Origin of the sequence: Mesorhizobium sp. B2-9-1, from assembly GCF_006439455.1 — a bacterium.
In the GTDB taxonomy this organism is placed as follows: Bacteria; Pseudomonadota; Alphaproteobacteria; order Rhizobiales; family Rhizobiaceae; genus Mesorhizobium.
In genome coordinates this window covers 38,890-56,882 of sequence record NZ_VFTP01000008.1, presented here as the reverse complement: position 1 = coordinate 56,882, position 17,993 = coordinate 38,890, and the positions used below count along the sequence as shown (strand labels likewise).

19 protein-coding genes are annotated in these 17,993 nt (G+C 63.9%); 7 read left to right on the top strand and 12 right to left on the bottom strand.

Features of this window, described 5'->3' with window-relative positions:
- Nucleotides 1–78 precede the first annotated feature (78 nt).
- The gene (locus tag FJW05_RS16390; protein WP_140633977.1) at nucleotides 79–1,278 is read left to right on the top strand and encodes an AI-2E family transporter; all 1,200 of its coding nucleotides are present in this window, start codon (nucleotides 79–81) and stop codon (nucleotides 1,276–1,278) included.
- Here FJW05_RS16390 and FJW05_RS16385 read toward each other — a convergent pair.
- From FJW05_RS16385 to FJW05_RS16370, 4 genes are all read right to left on the bottom strand, one after another.
- Entirely contained in the window at nucleotides 1,266–2,162 is an 897-nt protein-coding gene (locus FJW05_RS16385) for a DMT family transporter (RefSeq protein ID WP_140633975.1), read from the bottom strand. The genes FJW05_RS16390 and FJW05_RS16385 overlap by 13 nt on opposite strands.
- Nucleotides 2,163–2,286: 124 nt before the next feature.
- Entirely contained in the window at nucleotides 2,287–3,051 is a 765-nt protein-coding gene (locus FJW05_RS16380; RefSeq protein WP_095767708.1) for an arginyltransferase, read from the bottom strand.
- Between the two features lie 147 nt (nucleotides 3,052–3,198).
- Nucleotides 3,199–3,669, bottom strand: a complete 471-nt coding sequence (locus FJW05_RS16375; protein WP_073989170.1) for an RDD family protein — start codon at nucleotides 3,667–3,669, stop codon at nucleotides 3,199–3,201.
- A gap of 105 nt (nucleotides 3,670–3,774) precedes the next feature.
- Nucleotides 3,775–4,458 (bottom strand): isoprenylcysteine carboxylmethyltransferase family protein, encoded by a 684-nt coding sequence (locus FJW05_RS16370; RefSeq protein WP_246673474.1) that lies wholly within the window; start codon nucleotides 4,456–4,458, stop codon nucleotides 3,775–3,777.
- Between the two features lie 179 nt (nucleotides 4,459–4,637).
- Between FJW05_RS16370 and sthA the strand changes: the two genes are divergently transcribed.
- Complete coding sequence (sthA, locus tag FJW05_RS16365) at nucleotides 4,638–6,026, top strand: Si-specific NAD(P)(+) transhydrogenase (protein ID WP_140541258.1); 1,389 nt, start codon at nucleotides 4,638–4,640, stop codon at nucleotides 6,024–6,026.
- 37 nt (nucleotides 6,027–6,063) lie between these two features.
- Here sthA and FJW05_RS16360 read toward each other — a convergent pair whose 3' ends face one another.
- From FJW05_RS16360 to FJW05_RS16340, 5 genes are all read right to left on the bottom strand, one after another.
- The gene (locus tag FJW05_RS16360; protein ID WP_140633973.1) at nucleotides 6,064–7,170 is read right to left on the bottom strand and encodes a hypothetical protein; all 1,107 of its coding nucleotides are present in this window, start codon (nucleotides 7,168–7,170) and stop codon (nucleotides 6,064–6,066) included.
- On the bottom strand, nucleotides 7,170–7,787 hold the full coding sequence (locus FJW05_RS16355) for a 5-bromo-4-chloroindolyl phosphate hydrolysis family protein (RefSeq protein WP_140541260.1): 618 nt from the start codon (nucleotides 7,785–7,787) through the stop codon (nucleotides 7,170–7,172). The genes FJW05_RS16360 and FJW05_RS16355 overlap by 1 nt, the downstream gene beginning before the upstream one ends.
- 8 nt (nucleotides 7,788–7,795) lie before the next feature.
- A complete protein-coding gene (locus tag FJW05_RS16350) occupies nucleotides 7,796–9,367 on the bottom strand; it encodes a VWA domain-containing protein (protein WP_140633971.1) in 1,572 nt (523 codons plus the stop codon).
- Between the two features lie 118 nt (nucleotides 9,368–9,485).
- Nucleotides 9,486–10,565, bottom strand: a complete 1,080-nt coding sequence (locus FJW05_RS16345) for a toxic anion resistance protein (RefSeq protein WP_140633969.1) — start codon at nucleotides 10,563–10,565, stop codon at nucleotides 9,486–9,488.
- 135 nt (nucleotides 10,566–10,700) lie between these two features.
- Nucleotides 10,701–11,573 carry an alpha/beta hydrolase gene (locus tag FJW05_RS16340; protein WP_348639818.1) on the bottom strand — a complete coding sequence of 291 codons (873 nt, stop codon included), beginning with the start codon at nucleotides 11,571–11,573 and terminating at the stop codon, nucleotides 10,701–10,703.
- Here FJW05_RS16340 and opgC point away from each other — a divergent pair.
- Nucleotides 11,566–12,804, top strand: a complete 1,239-nt coding sequence (opgC, locus tag FJW05_RS16335) for an OpgC domain-containing protein (RefSeq protein ID WP_140633967.1) — start codon at nucleotides 11,566–11,568, stop codon at nucleotides 12,802–12,804. The two genes, FJW05_RS16340 and opgC, sit on opposite strands and share 8 nt — an antisense overlap.
- 50 nt (nucleotides 12,805–12,854) lie before the next feature.
- Here the strand turns inward: opgC and FJW05_RS16330 are convergent, their stop codons facing one another.
- Nucleotides 12,855–13,934 carry a LacI family DNA-binding transcriptional regulator gene (locus FJW05_RS16330; RefSeq protein ID WP_140633965.1) on the bottom strand — a complete coding sequence of 360 codons (1,080 nt, stop codon included), beginning with the start codon at nucleotides 13,932–13,934 and terminating at the stop codon, nucleotides 12,855–12,857.
- A gap of 175 nt (nucleotides 13,935–14,109) precedes the next feature.
- Here FJW05_RS16330 and FJW05_RS27460 point away from each other — a divergent pair, with 175 nt between their 5' ends.
- Together FJW05_RS27460 and FJW05_RS27930 are read left to right on the top strand one after the other, a co-directional pair.
- The gene (locus tag FJW05_RS27460) at nucleotides 14,110–14,253 is read left to right on the top strand and encodes a hypothetical protein (protein ID WP_181164970.1); all 144 of its coding nucleotides are present in this window, start codon (nucleotides 14,110–14,112) and stop codon (nucleotides 14,251–14,253) included.
- 58 nt (nucleotides 14,254–14,311) lie between these two features.
- On the top strand, nucleotides 14,312–14,443 hold the full coding sequence (locus tag FJW05_RS27930) for a hypothetical protein (RefSeq protein WP_281405779.1): 132 nt from the start codon (nucleotides 14,312–14,314) through the stop codon (nucleotides 14,441–14,443).
- A gap of 19 nt (nucleotides 14,444–14,462) precedes the next feature.
- Here the strand turns inward: FJW05_RS27930 and FJW05_RS16325 are convergent, their stop codons facing one another.
- Both FJW05_RS16325 and FJW05_RS16320 read right to left on the bottom strand, forming a co-directional pair.
- Nucleotides 14,463–14,837, bottom strand: coding sequence for a DUF423 domain-containing protein (locus FJW05_RS16325; protein ID WP_140633963.1), 375 nt, complete (start codon nucleotides 14,835–14,837; stop codon nucleotides 14,463–14,465).
- Nucleotides 14,838–14,875: 38 nt separating this feature from the next.
- Nucleotides 14,876–16,123 (bottom strand): MFS transporter, encoded by a 1,248-nt coding sequence (locus FJW05_RS16320; RefSeq protein ID WP_140633961.1) that lies wholly within the window; start codon nucleotides 16,121–16,123, stop codon nucleotides 14,876–14,878.
- A gap of 131 nt (nucleotides 16,124–16,254) precedes the next feature.
- Between FJW05_RS16320 and FJW05_RS16315 the strand changes: the two genes are divergently transcribed.
- Together FJW05_RS16315 and FJW05_RS16310 are read left to right on the top strand one after the other, a co-directional pair.
- A complete protein-coding gene (locus FJW05_RS16315; RefSeq protein WP_140633959.1) occupies nucleotides 16,255–16,920 on the top strand; it encodes a GntR family transcriptional regulator in 666 nt (221 codons plus the stop codon).
- 100 nt (nucleotides 16,921–17,020) lie between these two features.
- Nucleotides 17,021–17,992, top strand: coding sequence for a glycosyl transferase family 90 (locus FJW05_RS16310; protein ID WP_140633957.1), 972 nt, complete (start codon nucleotides 17,021–17,023; stop codon nucleotides 17,990–17,992).
- The last annotated feature ends 1 nt before the right edge of the window (nucleotide 17,993 follow it).

The following is a 17,993-nucleotide window of genomic DNA, read 5'->3' as shown; positions in this document are numbered from 1 at the left end:
GGACTATCGTCACGATTGCTGCACTATGATGGTGCATAAGCATCCCATTGAACCACTGGGCACGGGAGAGACGCCGGATTGAAGCGCGCCGAAATCCAGAAGCCGGGGCAGCGACTGTTCGGCTTGTCGACGCCGCTCAGGGCGGCCGTCATCCCGCCGCTGTCGGCGGCGCGCTGGCTCCTGGTGCTGATCGTCGCCGCCGGCGTCTATTTCTTTCACGGCTTCCTGTTCCCGGTGCTGGCGGCGCTCGTCATCGCCTTCGCCAGTTGGCCGCTCTACCGCCGGTTGCTCGTTGGCGTTGGTGGCAACCGCACGGTCGGCGCGACCTTGGCGATCCTTTTCATCCTCACCTTCCTGGTGGTGCCGATCGCGCTTGCCGGCACCTATGCCATCAATGAGCTGCGCGAGTGGGTTACCTGGGCTATCGAGACCAATCGCCACGGCGCGGTGACACCGGGTTGGATCGCCACCATGCCGGTGGTCGGCGAATGGCTGAACGAGCAGTGGACGGCCTATCTCGGCCACCCCGGCGGTATCGGCGAGTTGATCCAGCTGATCAGCGGCTCTAATATCGGCAGCATCTATCGCGGTGCCCTGGCCGCCGGCGGCAGCGCCTTCAGCCTGATGCTGACGCTTCTGTTCATGATGATCGCGCTGTTCTTCGCCTATCGCGACGGCGAGGCTTTCGCGGCCCAGATCGATCGTCTCGGCGAACGCATCCTGCCGACGCGCTGGGAGCGGATCTCGCGCGTCGTGCCGGCAACCATTTCCTCGACCGTGACGGGCATGACCATCATCGCCATCGGCGAGGGCCTGGTGCTCGGCATCGCCTATTGGCTTGCCGGCGTGCCGTCGCCGGTGACACTCGGCGCGCTCACCGGCATCATGGCGCTGATCCCGGGCGGGGCGCCGCTCTCCTTCACCCTGGTGTCGATCTACCTCGCCGCCAGCGGCAAGCTTTTTGCCGGCGCGGCCCTGTTCATCTGGGGCGCGGTCGAGCTCTTCATCGTCGACAAGACCCTGCGGCCCAAGCTGGTCGGAGGCCCGATCAAGCTGCCTTTCCTGCCGACCTTTTTCGGCCTGATCGGCGGCGTCAAGACGATGGGTTTTCTTGGCCTGTTCATCGGCCCGGTGTTGATGGCGCTGCTCGTCGCCATCTGGCGCGAATGGCTACGCGAGGTCGAGATCATGGACGAGCTTGCGCCTGACGCCGACGAGGCCGGCGCGCCGCCGCAGATCGAAGCGGCGGCCGAGCCGAGGAAAGTTCAGGCCGGGTGAACCACGGCAAGCGCGGCACGGCGCTTGCGGCCCTCATGCAATTGCCACAGCGAATGCGCCACCAAAGTCACGGTCAGGATCGTGCCGCCGATCAGGCTGTTGCGCGTGGGCGCCTCGGCGAAGATCAGCCAGACCCAGACCGGTGCCAGCACCGTCTCCAGCAGATAGAACATCGCCACCTCCGGGCCTGAAATGTATTTCGGTCCGTTGGCAAGGCAGAAGAACGAGATCGGCATGATCACGGCGCCGTTGAAGACGATCCACCACGGCGCGTTCACGTGAATGCCTTCGCCTGAAACCATGAACACGGCGAGCGCCAGCGGCAGGATGACGCCGACCAGCGCGGTGAAGCCCATGTCCTTGCCGCTAGCGCGCGAAATGGTGATCGCCAGGGCGACGAAGAAGGTCGAGCAAAGCGCCATGAAATCGCCGAACAGATGCCCGGTGCCGACGGAGCCGCCGACGATGATCAGCACGCCGAAGATCATTGCCAGCATGGCGATGACGGTTGCAGGCTGCGGTTTTTCCTTGAGGAAGAGCCATGACAGCAGCGCCGCGAACACGGTGTTGAAGGCCAGGATGAAGACAAGGTCGGCTGTCGAGGTGTGATAGACCGCCGTGACGAAGCATATCCCGGTCATGCCGTAGCAAAAGGCCACGGCAAGTCCCGACCAGCCCGGAATGAGCCGGGGTGCGTTCCGGTCGAACGATCGCCAGACGGCCCACACCACCAGCCCGGCCAGCAAGGTGGTGGCGGTGCGCAACATCATGATCGTCCAGGGCGTGCCGTCGGCGAGCCGGATCAGCGGTATGTCGACGGTCAATGTGAGGCCGCCTACGGCGGTGATCAGGAGGCCTTTTTGGTGGTCGGTATGGGTGGACACTTGGGCATCTCGCAAAGCAGTCTTGAGGAGGCGCACAGCGGCCACGCCGCACTCGTTCCAGCCTGAGGGCCGAAAGACCGGCGTCCTCCTCCTTGAAACATTTATGGATGAAGCGTGGGGCGGTTCAGCGACTAACCGCTTCGTGGTCGTAGCGTTCCCAGCCTTTAGGGCCGAGATGCTCCTGCGGCATGAAGCGCATCTTATAATTCATCTTGCGCGAGCCGTTGACCCAGTAGCCGAGATAGACGTGGGGCAGTCCCATCGCCTTGGCGCGGGCGATGTGATCGAGGATCATGAAGGTGCCGAGCGAGCGGTCCTCGAAGTCGGGATTGAAGTAGGAATAGACCATCGACAGGCCATCGGCCATCTTGTCGGTGAGCGCGACGGCTATCAGCTCGCCATGGCCCTTGCCGGTGATAAACGTGTCGGGGCCGCGACGCCGGTATTCGATGATCTTGGTGTCGACATGCGTGTCTTCCACCATCATCGCATAGTCGAGCACGGTCATGTCCGACATGCCGCCGCGGCGATGCCGGGCGTCGAGATAGCTGCGGAAGAGGGAGTATTGCTCCGTCGAAGGCTGCGCGTCATGCATGGCGCCGACGAGGTCGGCATTGTGCTGGATGACGCGACGCATGTTGCGGCTGGGGCTGAATTCCTGTGCCAGGATGCGGACCGACACGCAGGCGCGGCACGACTCGCAGGCCGGACGGTAGGCGATGTTCTGCGAGCGCCGAAAGCCGCCTTGCGTCAAGAGGTCGTTCATCTCTGGCGCTTTGTCGCCGACAAGGTGCGTGAACACCTTGCGCTCGAACTGTCCCTCTAAGTAGGGGCACGGCGACGGCGCGGTCAGGAAGAACTGCGGCGACTGGGTCGGATGCTGCGTCATCTAATCTTGGAAACGCTCCTGCGAATCGCCCTACCTTTGGCCCGGTCGCCGAAAAATTCAACAGGATTATGCTGCCGCGATGGCCTTGGCCTGTTCATTTTTAAGCACAGGCGACGCGGCGGTTTGATGCGCGCGGCCGTGAATCCGTCAGATATCGGTGCGGGTTACCACGGTGCCGAGCAGCAGGTCGTGCAGCGTGCGCTTGCGGTCGGAGAACAGCGTGACCAGAAGCACCAGCGGCGTCAGGATAACGTTGCCGGCCCAAAACAGCACAGAGTGCACCACGGCCGTCATGCCGTCGATGCGGCTGCCGTCGAGCTTCTCCAGGCGGATGCCCATGATCTTCATGCCGGTCGTCGCCTGGTCGCGGCTGCCCAGCGTGTTCCAGATGTAGAGGATGGCGACCATCGGCACCAGCACCGAAAACAGCGCCCAGCCGAGGCCGAAGGTCAACAGGCCGAGAATGGCGACCAGGATGGCGAAGGGAATGGTCAGCAGCGCGACGAAGAAATAGTCGAGCAGGAAGGCGAAAATGCGCCTTGTCCGCACCCCGCGATAGGCGCGGGTGTCCTCGAACCTGGTCGTGATGATCTCGCCGTCCAATACGCGTGCGTTCATATCCGTTCCTCGATCGCAGCACCCCCATGGGAATGCCTGCCGCCTTTCAAATGGTGAGGGCGGCCTGGAATTCAAGGAATGTGCCCGCCACCGCCGGGCGCGACGTCAGAAGATGCCGGGACAGAGCCTGTAGCGAACCTGCCCAAGATAGTCGCGATACTCCTCGGTCAGCGCCAGGATGCGCTCCTCGCGCAGGATGCGATGGACCTGGAACAGGGTGATGATCGCGTAGACGGCGAAATTGTAGAGCGAGAAGCTCGACAGCAGGAACAGGATGTGCCCTGCCAGATAACCGGCATAGATTGGGTGTCGCACGAACCGGTAAGCGCCGCCGGTGACGACGCCGCGGTTGGCCGGCAGGATGGCAAAGGAGCGGCCGAGCGACATCTTCCCCCAGATCACCAGCCACAGCGCCAGGAATTGCAGCGGCGCCGCGATATAGAGCGGGATGACGGCGATGCCGTCCTGGAGCGATACGAAACCCGAACCGAAAGCGGCCGTCACCGAGATGAATACCGTGAAAGGGCTCCAGTCGCGGACAATCGGTCGGCGCGCCAGCAGCAGCCAGGTAAAAGTCAGAACGTCGGAGATCATGAGCAGCAGGATGTTCAGCCGGCCCGGATCGATGACGAGGTGACGCGCACCGCGATAGACGAAGACCGCGGCGACCACCAGCGCGATGAAACGGAACAGGCCCTCGCGCAGGTCGGTGAGAACCGCGCTGCTCTGAAGGCCGGACCAGAAACCGGTCTCTGCGCCAGGCAGCGCATCGCTTTTGGAAATCGCCAACTCTGTTGCCCCGGTGGTCCCCTCGACATGGACCATTGCACGCAAGCCTTGCCGTCCGGTTAAGGTTTCGCATGCTTTTGGTTGCGTCGGCGGATTCGCCAGCCGAGGGAATGGTGTTGCCTGTTGAACATGACATTCTTCCCGGTCTAGCTTGCTGCGGCGCACAAAGGGGACGGGACATGGACTACGACATGCTGGTCATCGGCAGCGGCCCTTCGGGGCGCCGCGCCGCAGTGCAATCGGCCAAGCTCGGCAAGTCGGTGCTGGTGGTCGACAGGGGCCGGCGCCTGGGCGGCGTCTCGGTGCACACCGGCACCATCCCGTCGAAGACGCTGCGCGAGACGGTGCTCAACCTCTCGGGCTGGCGCGAACGCGGTTTCTACGGACGCGGCTACCGGGTCAAGCAGGACATTTCGATCTCGGACCTGGTCGACCGGCTGCACAAGACGCTGGACCATGAGGTCGAGGTGCTGCAGCACCAGTTCATGCGCAACACGGTGAAGAGCGCGCGCGCCGCGGTGAAGTTCCTCACGCCGAACAAGGTCAGCCTGACCGCCGACAATGGCGACTACAGCGAAGTCGGATTCGCCAACGCGCTGATCGCCGTCGGCACCAGGCCGCACCGCCCGGCCGACGTGCCCTTCGACAAGAAGCGCGTCTTCGACAGCGACGAGATGCTGGAGCTCCATCATCTGCCGCGCACGCTGACGGTGATCGGCGCCGGCGTCATCGGCGTCGAATACGCCACCATCTTTTCCGCCCTCGACGTGCCGGTGACACTGGTCGAACCGCGCAACACCATCCTCGACTTCATCGATCGCGAAATCGTCGACGACTTCATCCACCAGATGCGCGACCGCGGCATGACCATTCGGCTGGGCAGCACGGTGAAGGAGATCGCCTCGAAACCCGACCACGCCGAAGTGACGCTGGCCGACGGCCGCACCATCCGCTCGGAGATGGTGCTCTACGCCGCCGGCCGCACCGGCAATGTCGCCAGCCTCGGCCTCGACACGGTCGGCATCGAGGCCGACGCCCGCGGCCGCATCAAGGTCGATCCGCATACCTTCCAGACCACGGTTTCAAACATCTATGCTTCCGGCGATGTCATCGGCTTCCCGAGCCTGGCTTCGACGTCGATGGAGCAGGGCCGGGTGGCGGCTTGCCACGCCTTCGGGGTTCACCTGCCGCCGCCGCCGGAAAGCTTTCCCTATGGCATCTACGCCGTGCCCGAGATTTCGACGGTCGGCCTGTCGGAAGAGCAGGTGCGCGACAGCGGCGCCGCCTATGAGGTCGGCCTGGCGCGTTTTCGCGAGACCTCGCGCGGCCACATCATGGGCGTCTCTAGCGGGTTCCTGAAGCTGTTGTTCTCGGTCGAGACGCGCCGTCTGCTCGGCGCCCACATCGTCGGCGAAGGCGCCACCGAGCTCATCCATATCGGCCAGGCGGTGATCAATCTCGGCGGCACGGTCGACTTCTTCGTCAACAACACCTTCAACTACCCGACGCTGGCCGAGGCCTACAAGATCGCCGGTCTGGATGCCTGGAACAGGATGGGGCAGGGGTGAGGGGATTGGCGCTGCGGAATCCGGCCAGGCCGGCCGGCTAACCTTCCATCTGCGACAGCAGCGAAAGCATCACGTCGGCCGAAGGCATCGGCAGCACCGCCTCGATCTCGGCTGGACGCACGCCGGCGATGGCGTCTGCATCGCCCGCCACGGTGCCGAGCGGCCCGCGGAACCCATGCTTCGACCAGGCAAGCTGCTGCAGCTTCGGGCTGCTCAGCGCTTCGAGCAGCGGATCGACCGCCGGATCGATGACGATCAGCGGATGCGCCGAATAGACGGTAGGACGCGGGTAGAGGATTTCCGGCTTGGCGCCGGCGCCGGCCTGCACGCGCTGCCAGCGCGCCGGGTCGGCGAGCGCCCATTCCACCAACTGGTTCTCGTAGCCCACCGCCATCGGCTCGGCGCCGAGGCCGCCGGCTATATACTGGTCGAACAGCTTGCCCGACGAGGATGATTTCAGGCCCATGCTGCGGAAGATCGACTTTGCCTCCTCGCCATGCTGGGCAAACAGCTCCTGCGTCGCCACGTCGCCGCTCAGCAGGCTGAGCACCAGCCCTGCGAACATGAAGCCGGAATTGGAGCGGTTGGGATCGGTGGACACGACACGGGCGCGGCCGTAGAGCTCGGAGATGCCCAGATCCGACCAGTTCTTGCCGGCAAGAATGGCATCGAGCAACGCCTTGAGGTCGAGCTGGTTGTAGCCGCCCTTGGCCGCGACGGTGACCAGGCCGCTCTTCTTCAGACCTTCGACCACCGGTCCCCAAGTGTAGACGACGATCGGCGAATTGAGAACGACCTGGTCGTTGCGGATCGAGACGCCGCTCTTACGTGCGAGATCGACCATGATCGACGAGGAGGGCCATAGGAATTGCGGCTTCTGCGTCAAGAGCGCCGGCTCGCGCACCATCTCGACCGAACCAGCGACACGCGCGTCGAGCTCCAGCCCATAGCCAGCCAGCGCGCTGACGACATCGGGGTCGGAAAGGAAAGCCTGCTTCTCGCCGCCGACGAAGCCGAACAGATGCGCGCGGTTGCCGAGATAACCGCGGAATTCCGGCCGGTCCTTGAGCGTCAGATAGCCGCCCGTTCCGGCCGCGGCGGCGGCAAGCAGTCCCAGTCCGAAAGCGCGACGAGAAAGGGCCATCAGCGACCGATATCCTCTTTCAGCGACTCCTGGATGAGCCGAAGGTCAACGTCGAGCGTGCCAAGCTCGGAATCGGCCTGGCTGTCGGCATAATGCACGAAAGCATCCTGCAGCTTGGTGATCACCGCGCCGATAGTGGCAAGGCGCTGCTGACTTGGCGCGCGGCGATCGGCAAGCGCGGCATAGCCTTCCGCGACTTCCGCCGCCTGCGGCACGTAATAGGTCAGGAAGCGCCGGACGGAAGCAGCGCTCGCCGGCTTCGCCTCGACCTTGGATATGACGTCGGTGGCAATGTCGGACAGGTTTCTCACCTTGGCCTTCATATCCTTGTCGGCGATCGAGCCGGCTGCCGCCGCCAGGCGGTCGGCCGCCGGTTGCGCCTGCGCCAGCAATTCGCGCGCGAACGCCACCTGGCCGCCGCCGATCGAGCCGAGGTCGAGCCCTTCGAAAAGCTGGCGCGGCGCCAGCACGAAGATCAATCCGGCAAAGACCAGAACCGAGATCACGGCCGAGACCAGGAAGGGGAAGTGGGTGAGCGTGCTGAGACCAATCAGCAGCGCGGCCGACACCAGCCCCGCCACGATCCAGTTCCAGTCATTGCCAAACAAACCGCGCATCGTTGGCCTTAGTTGTAGCCGCGCGCGGCGCGGAAGGCACCGGCAAGGTCGCCGCCGCCGTCGAAGACGCGCGCCGAGGTCGCTTTGGCCAAGCTGTCGAGCTGGCTCTTGTCGGCGTCGCCGAAAGTGATGCCGAACACCGGCACCCGTACCGGCGCCTGGCGCCACTCAGCCAAAAACGGCTCGGCGCTGCCGTCGGTGCGGCCGTCGGTCATGATGACGATGGCCGGCAGGTATTTCGGCAGATCCGGGGTGGCCAGGATCTTCTGCAGCGCTTGCGAGGCGCAGGCGTACATGTCCGTGCCGCCGCCGGCGCGCTGCTGCGCCACGTCACCGAGCAGCTGGTTCTGGCCCGCCGGATCGCCCGTCGCGTCGAAAATGTCGCGCACGGTGCTGTCGAAAGGCAGCACGAAGATGTGATCGGACCGCGTCCATTGCACCAGCACTTCGCTCGACTTTTCCGGCGTGAACAGGAACTGCGCGGCCGTCTGCAGCTGCTTTTCGCCCTGGTCCTCCATCGAGCCGGAGAAATCGAAGCACAGCGCCGTCAGCGACGGCTTGCGCAGCGCCTCCTGATAGAGGTTTAGCGCCGTCCGGATTACCGCCGGCTCCGGCATGCGGATCGAGGTCACTAGCTTGGCGGGGTCGAAATTCCAGTCGGGTTCGGCCGTCGCCTGGGCCGCGGCGCCGCCCAGCGGCAGCCGCCGGCCGGTGTCGGCGATGCGCTTGCGCACCGCATCCGACTGCAGATAGGCGAGCAGGTTGGTGAAGAATTTTTCGACGTCGGCGCCGCGCCCGTGATCGATGAAGCCGAGTGGGGAATCGCCGACCGCCACACCGTCGGCCGGATAGACCGCATAGAGCGGCTCGTCGCCCATCTGCTTCAGTTTGTCGTTGGTTTCTTTCAGCGTCGCCTCGTAATTCCACATCGCGTCATAGAGCGTCCCCTTGCGCGCGGAATCTACATAGAGGTCGGCCAGCCAGCCCGAAGAACCCGAAGAGCGCTCGACGCCTTGCAACAGCGCGCCGACGGTGTCTTGGACAGCGGGACTGTCGAGGTCGCCGGGCTGGATCACTTCCTTGCCGCCAAGCGCGCTGGAGAGCATCGCCAGATAGGCGCTGGCGCCGGAATTGGACTGCGTGGCCGAGGTCATCAGGAATTTGAGCTTGCCGTCCTTCACCGCGGCAAGAATGTCCTTCATGAACACGTCCTTGCCGATCCAGCCGAGTTCGGCGGCCTTGGATTTGCGCACGCCGAGGATGACCGGCATCTGCGCGATCGAAGTGAGGTTGCGGACCTTGCGGCCGGAATCGAACAGGTCGACCCAGACGCTCGATGCCGGCCAGACCGCGTCCTGATCGAGCCCGCTGGCCTTCTGCAGGCCGAGGCCGATGTCGAGCGAGCCCTGGTAGGAGATGGTACAGGTCGCGCCCTGCTTGGCGCAGAATTCCTGCACGATCGGCTCCAGCACCGTGTTTTCGGAACCGGAGACGATCGAGAATTTGACGTTGCTCGAATTGCAGGCCGCCAGCAGCAGTGCGGCCGCCAGCGCAAGAACGGACGAAAGCTTCATTGGCATCGAGGCTCCGTCAGCCCTCGAGCCGGACGATTCAGGTCCACTCGACCTGAAATCGTCCGGCTCCAAATCAAAGAGATTGAGCATGATGTCGTCCGAAACCGCTTCACACTTTTCGGCATCATGCTCCGGTGAGCGCTTTCTTGAGGTCGGCCGTCATCTGGTCCATCTGCTTTTCGGCATCGGCCCGCCTCTGCCGGCCTTGCTCCTGCACCTTGAGCACGCCTTGCACCGTGTCGATCAGGTCGCGGTTGGCCTGGGCCAGCGTCTCGACATCGACGATGCCGCGCTGCGCCTGCTCCTCGATGGAGATGGCCTGATCCTTCATCATCTTCGATGTTTGGCGGATCATCTCGTTGGTGGCATCGGTCACGGTCTTTTGCAGTTCCAGCGCCGACTTCTGGTTGGTCAGCCCAAGCAGGATGACCATTTTTTGCTTCCAGGCCGGCACGGTCAGCGCCGAGGTCGCCTGCAGGTTCTCGATCAGCGTCTCGTCGCCCGACTGCACGATGCGGATCTGCGGCAATTGCTGGATGCCGAGCTGGCGCGCCTGCACCAGATAGAAGATGCGCTTTTCCAGCCGGTCGAGTGCCTGCACGGCGTCCTGATAGGTCTGCGCCTCCAGCGCTCCGGCAGAATCGCTGGCCTTGGCGTCGGCCGCGGCTTTCAGCTTCGGCAACTCGTTGGTGCGGTATTCATCGACGAATTTCTTGCCGGCCTGCACATAGGCGTCGAGATTGAGGATGGAATCCTTGGTCTGCTCATGCAGGTCGTCGAGCACGGCGATGTCGCGGCGCAGCGTGTCCTTGTGGCGGTCGAGCTCGAGGCCGATGCGGTCGATCTGCCCGGCGACATCCTCATACTTTTCCTTGAAGCGCTCGAGCCGTGCCTTGAACGAGGAGAACAGGTTGCTCAAAAACCCTGCTTCCTTCAGCGAAGCCGGATCGAGGTTCTTGGCCTTCATGATGATGTCTGTCAGCAGCGTGCCGGTGTCGCCGAGATCGCGGTTGCGAATCTGCGACAGGATCTTGTCGGCATAGTCGCTGACCGCCTGCTGGGCGCGGTCGCCGAAGACCGAAATCGCCGCGCGGTCGCGAATATCGATGCCGCCTTCAATCCTGGCGACCTCGCCTGGGCTGGCGGCAATGGCGGGCAACTTCGAAGTGTCGTCGAGCAGAGTGATGCTGTTCTCGTCGGCCATTGAGACCTCCCCCTCGGTGAACAGTATCTCGATAGACAGTGTGTGACAGACATATGACAGTAGGGCGGTATGCCGCCTTGGAGTGTGAAGTGCCTCACATTTTCAGCTCTTACCTGCGAGAGGCTGGCGCACGATTCAGGCAGCCGGCGCGGGCGCTGCCAGCCACTGCCGCAGGATCGCGGCGTCCGCATCGCCGAATTCGTGGCCCGAGGCAACAATGCGCGCGTCGACCTCGGCGCGGCGCTCGCTGAACAGTGTCACAAGGGCAGGGGCGAAAGGGCCATAGGTCTGGTCGGCGGCGCCGGCGACGATCAAGACACGCGTTCCGCCGAGGTCGGTCATCGGGGAGGCGTCGAGAACAGGCATCGCCCGTAGAAGCGCCGCCTGTCGGACCAGGCCGGGATGGAGCAGCATTAGGCTGGAGACGACATTGGCGCCGTTCGAATAGCCAAGGAAGGTCGCGCGTTGCAGATCGAGCCCATGTTGGCGCGACACTTCCGTTGCGAACTGGGCATAAGCGGCCGTCTCGGCACGGATGGAGGTTTGCTCGAAACTGGTCGGCGTGATTCGCTCGAACCAGCGAAATCCGTCCTCCTGTGGAATGCGGCCGCGCGCCGCGACGATCATCGAACGCGGCGCGATCTGCCTTGCCAGCGGCAGCATTGTGGTCTCATCGACACCCGAGCCGTGCAGCACGAACAGGCACTGGCCGCTTGCGTTTGCCGGCCTCAGCAGACGGTAAGGGAAGGTGAGGTCCTTGCGCAGGATACTGTTTTTCTCGATATATTCGGGAGCGCTCATATCCATTTGATTCCATGAGAGATTCGTTGATTTGCCGGCTTCAAAACGGAATATTTTCGCGCTCCGCGAAAGTTGATTGAACCAGGCGCAATTCGGGCCGTTTTTCCGCCGATACACTCCCCGTGGCAGGAATCGAAGCGGTGCGCCCCGGGGGTCGCATTTGCTGGCTATGAACAACCAGCTTTGAGGCCTTTTGTCGATGACCACCCCTGTCCCTAACGACCGCGACAAGCGTGTCGGAGAGCGCGATACGCGCATCAACGATCGTGACACACGTATCAACGATCGTGACACGCGTATCGACGTGCTGCGCGCGCTCGCGTTGCTCACCATTTTCGTCGACCATGTGCCTGGCACCGTCTTCGAGAACTGGACCTACAAGAATTTCGGCTTCTCCGACGCGGCGGAAGCCTTCGTGCTGATTTCCGGCATCTCGGTGGCGCTGGCCTACGGCACGAAGTTCAAGCCGGGCGGCCGATTGCTCGCGACCTTGAAGATGTGGCGGCGCGCCGGGGTGCTCTACATCTCTCATATCGTCATCACCATGGCGGTGATTGCGCTGTTTTGCGCCGCCGCGCTGTTCGCGCACCGGCCGGAAATGCTGGCGATGATCAACATAGAACCCTTGATGCGCAACACGCCGCAGGCGCTGCTCGGCATCGTCACGCTCGGCCACCAGCTCGGCTACAACAACATCTTGCCGGTTTATGCGGCGCTGCTTCTGGCGGCGCCTGCTTTCGTGCTGCTCGTCAGCTATCGGCCCGTGCCGGCGCTGATCGCGTCCGGCCTGCTGTGGCTCGTCGCCGGCATTTGGCAGATCGCGCCGCCGAACTATCCGGAGCCCGGCCTCTGGTTCCTCAACCCGCTGTCCTGGCAGTTCCTGTTCAACATCGGCCTTGCCGCCATGCTGCATGTGAAGCGCGGCGGGCGCATCCCGGTCAATCCGTGGCTGCTTGGCGCCGCCGGCATCTATGTGGTCGGCGCGGCGATCTGGGTGCACACTCCGCTCTGGGGTCAGATCACCTGGTTCAACCTGCCGGTGGTGATCGGCGGCTTCGACAAGACCTTCCTGTCGCTGCCGCGGCTCCTGCACATTCTTGCGGTCAGCTATCTGGTCGTCGGGCTGCCGGCGGTCTCCAACCTCTTCCGCGTCCGACCAGACAATCCGCTCGCGATCCTGGGCAAGCGCTCGCTGCCGGTTTTCATCGCCGGCACGCTGCTTGCCATGGCGGCGCAGGTGCTGAAGCTGATCAATCCGGGCGGCCCGGCCTACGACACGCTGCTGATCGCGGCAGGCATCGCCATGCAGCTCGCGCTTGCGCTCTACCTCGAATGGCTTGCCAGCCTCGGCCCATCCCGCGCCAAGCCGGTGCGCGAGGAGCCTGCGCGTGCGACATTCGGAACGCCCCCGATGCCGGCGCGGGCGGGCGGCTACTAACCGCAGGGCAAGGAAACGCCTGCGATCTATCCGGAATTGCCTGAGCCCGCTCAGGCTTTCGGTGCCGGCCCGGTCGAACCTCTGACGACGAACTCGACGCCCATCGTCTCGCGCCGGACCGCGCCGTCATGATCGAGGATCATGCGCGCGGCGCGGCGGCCGATCTCGGTGATCGGCTGGGCGATGGTGGTCAGCGGCGGCGTGCTCAGCGCGCCGTCCGGCACGCCGTCGAAGCCGACAATGGAGACATCGCCGGGAACGTTGAGGCCGCGTGCCCTCAACCAGTCGATGGCGATCAGGGCCATGCGATCCGACATTGCCAGGATGGCGGTCGGCGGCTCCCCCTTGGCAAAGATCGCCTCGAGGCCGGCCCTGGTGCTTTTTTCCTCGTTCTCGGTCTCATAGACCGGGATTTTCGCCGTATCGATGCCGAAGCGGGATAGCTCCTCGAAATAGCCGACAAGGCGATCGCGCGTGCCGGTGTAGACCGCGCTGCGCACCGCCTCCGGCGTCGCGAAGCCGGTGCGATTGTCGGCAAAGCCCAGCGACAGGACGGCAAAGCGGCGATGGCCAAGCTCGGCGAGATGGCGCGCGGCGAGCCTGGCGCCGGCGACATTGTCGACGCCGATGGCCGATACGGTCTCGTCCTGGAAGCCGAGTTCCAGCGCAACGAAGGGCAACCTGCGCTCTCGCGTCAGATCGACAAGACGCGAGCCGCCTTCGATGCAGAACAGCACAAAGCCGTCGACAAGCGCGCTCTGAATATTCCAGGCGAGCTTTTCCTGGTTGGCGGCCGAGACCAGCGCGATGCCCGCGCCGGTGGCGTCGCAGGCTTCGGAGATGCCGGCCATCATCACGCGGGCGAACGGATCGTCGAAGAAGTAGGAGAGCGGCTCGGTGGTGGCAACGCCGATGGCGTTGACCTTGCCGGCGCGCAGCAGGCGACCTTTCGGGTCCGGACCGGCATAACCCATCTGCTCCGCCACCGCCTTGACCCGCTCGCGCACTTCGGCACGCACGATCTCGGGGCGGCTGAAAACATTCGAGGCCGTGCCATGCGAGACGCCGGCGGCCTTGGCGATGTCGGCCAGCCTGATCGGTCTTGCCTGGCCTTCGAGGAGTGATGCCATGTCGTTCCTCCGAATCCGGTCACGCGGAGAACATGACCGCTGAATTGCTGCTGGTCATCTAACATTTTTGTTGGATCGATTCAAATTTCGCTTGACGTCGCGTGATTGTGGCCTATGATTTGAATCGATCCAAGTCATCCGCTTTTTGACGGAGCGGTTCCAACAGGAGGGTGCCATGCATCCGGTGAGTTACTTATTCGAGGACATCTACGGCAACGACTGGGGCATCGCCTCGGCCGCCATTAGCCAGAAGCGGCGCGGCAGAGCGGGTCCCTGGCGCCGAGAGCTCCGCTTCCTCGTGGAGCGCAAGCGCGGCTGAACCTCAGCCATTTTTCGCATCCACGCATTGGATCGATTCAACTTGAGGAGAAGCAGTCATGCATCCGATTGGTCATTTGTTCCAGGACATTTACCGCAACTATTGGGGCATCACGCGCGGAACCGAGCAGCCAGAGCGGCGGCGCGCCAACGACCTGCCTGCACGCAAGGGTAAGCGGCGCGCCGGTTAAAAACGTTCGCCGGAAATACCTACGGTCGAGGACGCCACAGCGCCGAGACGGCGATCGCTACCCAGCCGGCGATCAAAAGTGTACCGCCGATCGGCGCCGACATCGGGAACAGCCGCGAGCCGAGAAAGTCGCGGGCGAGCAGATCGCCGCAGAACAGAAGCAGGCCCGCGAGCAGGACAAGGCTGGCGATCTTGAGGCAGCGGTTGCCGCCGGCAAGGCCGATGGCAAGGAACGCCGGCGCATGCATCAGCAGGAAATTGGCCGCCGTGCCGGTGAAGACGCCGCCGCGATGCGCGGCCGCCGCCGACAGCGCCACGCCGGCCGCGCCGACGAGGCCGGCTACCAGCACGAGGATGCGGCTCCCGCCGTCTGATGTGTGCCCGGTAAGGCTCATCCTGGATCTCCATGCTGCGGTTGAGGTAGAGGCGCCGGTTAGGATTCGCCGGCTTCGAGCAGCATATGCCGCGCCCGGCGCGACTGGACAGTCCAGTTGTAGAACGCGCCGAGCGCCATAAGCACCGCTGTGCCCAAAAAAACCGAGAGCATGCCGAAATGTCCGCCGACGAAGCCGCCGGATATCGGTCCTGCGACCTGGCCGACATATTGCGCCGAGATCGCCAGGCCAAGCACATTGCCGCCGATCCCGTCAGGGATGTTGTGGCGGATCACGCTGGTGATGCAGGGCAACAGCCCGCCCAGCGCCAAGCCCATCAGGAAGCGCAGGCCGATCAATTGCCAGCCGTTGGTGACGAAGGCTTGCGGAATGAGCAGCAATGCCGAGACCGCCAGCGCGCCGACCACGACGTTCCAGTGGCCGACGCGGTCGGCGAGTTTTCCCAGCCAGGATGAGGAGAGAATGGTGCCCAGCGCCGCCGCGGACATGACGACGCCCGCAACCATGGTCACCTTGCCCTGGTCCTCGACGAGCTGCTGCACATAGACGGTGATGATCGGCTCGATCGACATGGTGGCGAAGGCGAGCAGCATGCCGGTGGCCAGCATGGCGACGATCGGCCGCTTGTCGGGGATCTGCGACCAGCCGCTTTTCGGCGCCGCCGTCGAGGCGAGCTTGGGCGCCGGCGGGTTCTCCTTGATCAGGAAAGTCGTCGCCAGGAATGCCAGGAAGATGACGGCGCCGGACAGCAGGAAGGTCGCGCGGATGCCGATCAGCGGCGGCAGCAGACCGCCCAGCAACGGTCCGACCAGCGAGCCCGCCGTGATGCCCGCCGCCAGCACGCCCAGCGCCCAGCCGGAGCGCTCCTTGGGCGTCTGCATCGCCACCAGGATCGTCGAACCCGATGAATAACCGCCGGCAAAACCGATCAGCAATCGAAGCAGCACCAACTGCCAGACGCTCTCAACCATGCCGGTCAGCGACATGCAGATTGCCATGCCGAACGAAGCGCGCACCAGCATCAGCTTGCGGCCGTAGCGGTCGCCAAGCCGTCCCCACAAAGGCGCGACCAGCGCGGCCGCGAAGAAGGTCGCGCCATAGGCGATGCCCGACCACTGCACGATCGCCGCGTGGCCCTCGGCGCCGAGCTGCTCGACGTAAAGCGGCAGGAACGGAAGAAGCAGCGTCATGGCGACAAGCGTGCTGAACGAGCCGGCGAAGCAGACGGCGAGATTGCGTCGCCAATGGATATTGAAGCCGCTCTGTTCGGATTCCTTGGGCGTCATGTCATGCGTGCCAATGCTGGGGTTGTTACGGATACCAATTTGGGATACCAAGCTGGTATCCGTCATGGACCTGACACTCGCCGCTGTCAATGCGGGCGCCGTCAACGCGGCTTGGAAAAGCAGGACGACAAATGTCGCAGATGCAAAATGTCGAGAGGCAGCTTCGCGAGATGATCCTCGGTTTGGAGATCGGCCCGGGCGAGCGGCTGACCGAGCGCTGGATCGAGAGCCGCTTCGGCGTGTCGCGCACGCCGGTGAGGGCCGCATTGCTGCGCCTGGAGACGGAAGGGCTGATCGCCCGCGACGGCCGCGGCTGGACGGTGGCGCCGATCAACCTTGCCGAACTCGGGCAGATCGCCGTCTACCGCGAGGCGGTCGAAGTCGCGGCGGTTCGCCTGACGGCGGCGCTCGACGACCGCGGCGGCATCGACGTGATCGCGGCGATGCTCGAATCCTGCGATGCTGAGACGCCGCGCGAGGAGTGGCATCGCGTCGGCCTGGATTTCCACATCGAACTGGCAAGGCTTTCCGGCAACGAGTTTCTGCTCAGGGCCGTGCGCGACGCGATAACCAGGCTGTCGCGTGCGCGCTGGCTGGAGGTGCGCGATGAGAAGGCGCTCGGCCGTGCCTGGGCCGAACATCATGCCATCCTCGCCGCCGTCAGGAGCGCCGATGCCGATGAAGCGGCGCGGCTGCTTTCCGCTCACATCGCCGGCAGCCGAGATCGGCTGGTCACCTCATTGCATGACGACCGGCGCGGTTTGCGCGCACGCGGATTTGCCGTGGTCGCGGCTTGAGGGAAAGCGTCGACACAATGCCGGTTGCATTAGCGGGCTTGCAACATGGCCGGGAGAATGCTGTAGGAGACGAGGGGGGACTTGCTGAACTCGCGGACGCATGGCCACACTCTCTCGAACCGCCGCAAAGCTGTTCTACTACGCGCGCAATTTCGCGCGCGACCGCGCACCGCAGTCCCTGTTTCGCGACCGCCTCGCCAGCCGGCTTGAACAGGCCATGCTTTCGGGCAAGACGGTTCGCGAGCGGCTGAACTACTACAACAAGCTGGAACACCCGTTCGTGCCCAGTCCCGACGCCATAGCCGTCGGCAAGCTGCCGTCCTCTTCCAGCATGTATTATTACGACCTCAAGGAATTCGCGCGCTATTTCGATCCCGGCCTGCTGATCGATTTCGAATTCGGCGACGTCGTCGGCGTCCCGGAGTTCCCGAGGATCGTCAAGGACCGGCCCATCGGCGACGACAATGCGAACGGCGTGCTGATGAAGCTGAACAAGTTCCGTCATTTCTACATGCCGCCCGACAACCTGTCTTTCGCCGCCAAGCGTCCGATGGTGGTGTGGCGCGGTCATCTCAACAATCCGATTCGCACCCGCTTCGTCGAAAAAGCCGCCGACCTGCCGATTTGCGATGCGGGTTCCCACAGGGCCGATGCGCCGGACGGATACCGCAAGCCATTCCTGAACATCGAGCAGCAGCGACAGTATCGCTACATCGTCTCGCTCGAAGGCAATGATGTCGCGACGAACCTGAAATGGATCATGAGCTCCAATTCACTCTGCCTCATGCCGGAACCGACCTACGAAACCTGGTTCGCCGAAGCCCAGGTCGAGCCCAACGTCCATTACGTGCCGCTGCAGTCGGATTTCTCCGACCTAGTCGACAAAGTGGCCTATTTCGAAAAACATCCCGACGAGGCGGGACGCATAACCGCCGCCGCCAACGCCCATTGCCGCAAATTCGGCAATGAGCAGGACGAGCAGGCGATTTCGCTGCTCGTCCTCTATAAATATTTCGTGCTGAGCGGACAGATAAAGCCCGACGCGGAAGTCTGGCGCTTTATCGCTGGCTGAA

What these genes read in the sequence shown, in the direction of transcription:
- FJW05_RS16345 (WP_140633969.1), bottom strand. Translation starts at nt 10,565, where the DNA reads ATGGCCGACGAGAACAGCATCACTCTGCTCGACGACACTTCGAAGTTG.
- FJW05_RS16330 (WP_140633965.1), bottom strand. Translation starts at nt 13,934, where the DNA reads ATGGCATCACTCCTCGAAGGCCAGGCAAGACCGATCAGGCTGGCCGAC.
- sthA (WP_140541258.1), top strand. Translation starts at nt 4,638, where the DNA reads ATGGACTACGACATGCTGGTCATCGGCAGCGGCCCTTCGGGGCGCCGC.
- FJW05_RS16310 (WP_140633957.1), top strand. Translation starts at nt 17,021, where the DNA reads ATGGCCACACTCTCTCGAACCGCCGCAAAGCTGTTCTACTACGCGCGC.
- FJW05_RS16350 (WP_140633971.1), bottom strand. Translation starts at nt 9,367, where the DNA reads ATGCCAATGAAGCTTTCGTCCGTTCTTGCGCTGGCGGCCGCACTGCTG.
- FJW05_RS27930 (WP_281405779.1), top strand. Translation starts at nt 14,312, where the DNA reads ATGCATCCGATTGGTCATTTGTTCCAGGACATTTACCGCAACTATTGG.
- opgC (WP_140633967.1), top strand. Translation starts at nt 11,566, where the DNA reads ATGACCACCCCTGTCCCTAACGACCGCGACAAGCGTGTCGGAGAGCGC.
- FJW05_RS16320 (WP_140633961.1), bottom strand. Translation starts at nt 16,123, where the DNA reads ATGACGCCCAAGGAATCCGAACAGAGCGGCTTCAATATCCATTGGCGA.
- FJW05_RS16375 (WP_073989170.1), bottom strand. Translation starts at nt 3,669, where the DNA reads ATGAACGCACGCGTATTGGACGGCGAGATCATCACGACCAGGTTCGAG.
- FJW05_RS16315 (WP_140633959.1), top strand. Translation starts at nt 16,255, where the DNA reads ATGTCGCAGATGCAAAATGTCGAGAGGCAGCTTCGCGAGATGATCCTC.
- FJW05_RS16325 (WP_140633963.1), bottom strand. Translation starts at nt 14,837, where the DNA reads ATGAGCCTTACCGGGCACACATCAGACGGCGGGAGCCGCATCCTCGTG.
- FJW05_RS16380 (WP_095767708.1), bottom strand. Translation starts at nt 3,051, where the DNA reads ATGACGCAGCATCCGACCCAGTCGCCGCAGTTCTTCCTGACCGCGCCG.
- FJW05_RS16355 (WP_140541260.1), bottom strand. Translation starts at nt 7,787, where the DNA reads ATGCGCGGTTTGTTTGGCAATGACTGGAACTGGATCGTGGCGGGGCTG.
- FJW05_RS16360 (WP_140633973.1), bottom strand. Translation starts at nt 7,170, where the DNA reads ATGGCCCTTTCTCGTCGCGCTTTCGGACTGGGACTGCTTGCCGCCGCC.
- FJW05_RS27460 (WP_181164970.1), top strand. Translation starts at nt 14,110, where the DNA reads ATGCATCCGGTGAGTTACTTATTCGAGGACATCTACGGCAACGACTGG.